The sequence below is a fragment of the Mesorhizobium sp. M5C.F.Ca.IN.020.29.1.1 genome, assembly GCF_003997375.1.
Classification (GTDB): domain Bacteria; phylum Pseudomonadota; class Alphaproteobacteria; order Rhizobiales; family Rhizobiaceae; genus Mesorhizobium; species Mesorhizobium wenxiniae.
The window spans coordinates 1-3312 of record NZ_RZSW01000618.1 but is presented as its reverse complement, the minus strand read 5'-3'; the positions used below and the strand labels follow the sequence as shown (position 1 = coordinate 3312).

Annotated in this window: 5 protein-coding genes; 3 read left to right on the top strand and 2 right to left on the bottom strand. The window is 61.6% G+C overall.

Features of this window, described 5'->3' with window-relative positions; all coding sequences use genetic code 11:
- The coding region (locus EOA85_RS30895) for a hypothetical protein (protein WP_164759996.1) at positions 1–237 on the top strand (237 nt) is incomplete at its 5' end.
- Between the two features lie 13 nt (positions 238–250).
- Here the strand turns inward: EOA85_RS30895 and tyrS are convergent.
- Positions 251–1504 carry a tyrosine--tRNA ligase gene (gene tyrS, locus EOA85_RS30890; RefSeq protein ID WP_127212258.1) on the bottom strand — a complete coding sequence of 418 codons (1254 nt, stop codon included), beginning with the start codon at positions 1502–1504 and terminating at the stop codon, positions 251–253.
- 317 nt (positions 1505–1821) lie between these two features.
- On the opposite strand from tyrS, the gene EOA85_RS30885 reads away from it, so the two are divergent.
- Positions 1822–2550: a glycosyltransferase family 2 protein gene (locus EOA85_RS30885; protein WP_127212257.1), complete on the top strand. Its 729-nt coding sequence runs from the start codon at positions 1822–1824 to the stop codon at positions 2548–2550.
- The gene (locus tag EOA85_RS30880) at positions 2543–2875 is read left to right on the top strand and encodes a lipid-A-disaccharide synthase N-terminal domain-containing protein (RefSeq protein ID WP_127212256.1); all 333 of its coding nucleotides are present in this window, start codon (positions 2543–2545) and stop codon (positions 2873–2875) included. The genes EOA85_RS30885 and EOA85_RS30880 overlap by 8 nt, the downstream gene beginning before the upstream one ends.
- Positions 2876–2988: 113 nt before the next feature.
- Here EOA85_RS30880 and EOA85_RS30875 read toward each other — a convergent pair.
- The coding region (locus EOA85_RS30875; protein WP_206523406.1) for an FMN-binding negative transcriptional regulator at positions 2989–3312 on the bottom strand (324 nt) is incomplete at its 5' end.

The window sequence follows — 3312 nt, the reverse complement described above, 5'->3', positions numbered from 1 at the left end:
CTCTATGACCAGAACAATAACATGGACATGACCGGCACGTTCATGCCGGTCTATGGCCTCAACCGCATCTTCGGCGAACTGCCGCTCTTCGGCGCGCTGCTCGGCAATGGCCGCGATCGCGGCCTGATCGGCGTGACCTACCGGCTCAGGGGCGATGCCAACAAGCCGAAACTGGACGTCAACCCGCTGTCGGTGATCGCGCCCGGAATATTCAGGTCGATCTTCGAGTACCGGTGAGGCGGCCGGCTGGTCAGACTGGCCGCACCAGAACGTGTTTTTTCTTGCCGAGCGACAGCTTTACGACTTGTTCCGGGCCGAGATCCTGAAGTGTGACCAATCGGCGATCGTCGGACACGGATTGGTCGTTCAGCCGCACGGCGCCGCCCTGGATATGTCGCCGCGCCTCGCCGTTGGACGCGGCAAGCCCAGCGGTGACGAACAGCGACAATATGCCGACTCCGCTTTGCAGATCGGCCTTGCCGACCTCCACGGTCGGCAGCGTTTCGGCCAGCGCGCCTTCTTCAAACGTCTTGCGCGCGGTTTCCTCGGCTTCTTCGGCTGCCTCGCGGCCGTGCACGATGGCCGTGGTTTCCGTGGCCAGGACCTTCTTGGCCTCGTTGATCTCCGAGCCGCCAAGCGCGGCGAGCCGCGCGATTTCGGTGAGCGGCAGGCGGGTGAAAATCTTGAGGAAGCGCGTGACGTCGGCGTCCTCGGTGTTGCGCCAGTACTGCCAGAAATCATAGGGCGAGTAGAGATCGCCGTTCAGCCAGACCGCGCCTTTGGCCGATTTGCCCATCTTGGCGCCTGACGACGTCGTCAGCAGCGGTGTGGTCAGGGCATAAAGCTGCGGCGTACCCATGCGGTGCCCGAGATCGACGCCGTTGATGATGTTGCCCCACTGGTCCGATCCGCCCATCTGCAGGCGGCAGCCATATCGCCGGCTGAGCTCGACGAAATCGTAGCCCTGCAGAATCATATAGTTGAATTCGAGGAACGACAGCGATTGTTCGCGCTCGAGCCTCAGCTTGACGCTGTCGAAGGTCAGCATGCGGTTGACCGAAAAATGCCGGCCGACATCGCGCAGGAATTCGACATAGTTGAGCTTCATCAGCCAGTCCGCATTGTTGACCATGATCGCGTCGCCCGCACCGTCCCCGAACCGCAAAATGCGGCCGAAGATGCGCTTGATACCATCGATGTTGGTCGCGATGGCCTCAGGCGTCAAAAGCTTGCGCTGGTCGTCGCGGAAGGAAGGGTCGCCGATCATCGAGGTGCCGCCGCCCATCAGCGCGATCGGTCGATGGCCGGTTTCCTGCAGCCAGTAGAGCATGGTCGCGGAAATCAGATTGCCGATATGCAGGCTGGTCGCCGTGGCGTCGTAACCGACATAGGCGGTCACCGTTTCCTTGGCGAAAAGCTGGTCGAGGCCGGCATCATCCGAAATCTGGTGGATGAAACCGCGCTCGCTCATAATGCGCAGGAAATCGGATTTGAAGGCGGACATTTTTTCTTTCCCGAAAGCGCCCAACCGAACCGGATCGGCGTGGCATGCGTGAACGCGGGCGTTTAGCATCCAAGCGCGGTCAGCAAAAGGGGAATCCGGTTTTGCGTCCGGTCGCGTTTACATGACTGGTTCGGTGCGAACGCAATCACGGGGTCGTGAAACGGCGCAAGCTCGCCTTCCGGCTGCATCCTTGCTTCATCGTTTGGGCTGGCGTAATGAGGCGCCGCGCCAGCGGATTCTTGCCACACACGACCCGCTGGACGGCACCGCACGGCATCGAATCGAATGCCATATCCTATGACAGAGCCCGACCCGAAATGCCGGAGATATCCATCGTCATTCCCTGCCGGAACGAGGCGGCGAACCTGCCGCTTCTGCTTGACGAGATCGGGGCGGCGATGGTCGGGCGCGACTTCGAGGTGATCGTCGTCAATGATGGTTCGACCGATGAGACCACCTCGGTGCTTGCCGCCCAGGCAGTGCTTCGCCCGTTTCCGCTTCGCCACCTCCGGCATGAGAAATCCGCCGGCCAGTCTCTCTCTGTGCGTTCGGGCGCGTGGGCGGCCCGCGGCGATATCGTCGCCACGATCGACGGCGACGGCCAGAACGATCCCAAATATATTCCGGTGCTGGTCGATGCGCTGCGGCAGGCCGGTCCCGGTTTCGGTGTTGCGCAAGGGCAGCGCCTGAAGCGTCGCGACAGCAAGATCAAGCAACTGGCGTCCCGTTTCGCCAACTGGCTGAGAAAGGCCGTCCTGCATGACGAGACCCGCGACACGGGCTGCGGCCTGAAGGCGATCCATACCGACATCCTTAGGAAATTACCGTTCTTCGACGGCACGCACCGCTTTGTTCCGGCCCTCGTCATCCAGGAGGGGTATCGCGTCGTGCATTGCGACGTCGTCGACCGCTCTCGCCGTCACGGCAAGTCCAATTACGGAATTTTCGATCGCGGCCTGCAAGGGGTGCTTGATCTCGCCGGTGTCTGGTGGCTGCGCCGCCGGCGCCGCAGAATGCCAAAAACAGAGGAAATCCGGCGTGCCTAACGTGCTTCAGGAACTGGCGACCTGGCTTCACGATGTCTTCGTCAAGCAGTTCGATACGTGGATTCTGCTCGGCTTTGTCGCCCAGTTCTTTTTCAGCATGCGCTTCGTCGTGCAGTGGGTCGCATCGGAAAAAGCCAAGCGCAGCGTCGTGCCGATCGCTTTCTGGTTCTTTTCGCTGTTCGGCGGCAGCCTGCTGCTGATCTACGCCATCCAGCGGCAGGATCCGGTGTTCATCGCCGGCCAGGCCCTGGGACTGTTCATCTACATCCGCAACCTGTGGCTGATCGCCAACGAGCGCAAGGCGGCGATGACGAAGGTCGATTGAGCGACCTGCCTCTCAGCGCGACGTGGCGCAAGCCGGCAAGGTCGACACCGATGCCTTCCTGGCCGCAGCAAATCCCTGGGAGTTCCGGGCTGCGACCTTGCACAAGGTCGGTGCTACCTGTCGTCCAGTCCGCCGTAGGATCGTACAAGCCGGACCATGTCGGGCGAGTTCGAGCCCTCGCTCTCGAGCCCCTCGGCGACACCGCTACGGTCGGCTATTGGCCGGTTCTGGCTGACCTTCCACTTGCCTTGCATGTCCGTGATCTCGATTTCCAGCCCGACAATGCCCTTGATCTGCGACTGGATGAAGCTGGCTGGTGCGTCGGTCACCGCCCAAGGTGCTTTGCGAGCGGCTTCCTGTGTTACCGTCAGATCGGAAATCTGTCGGGCCAGCCAATCCTGGTCCTCGATCACTCTAACTGCACCGCGCACCTGGAC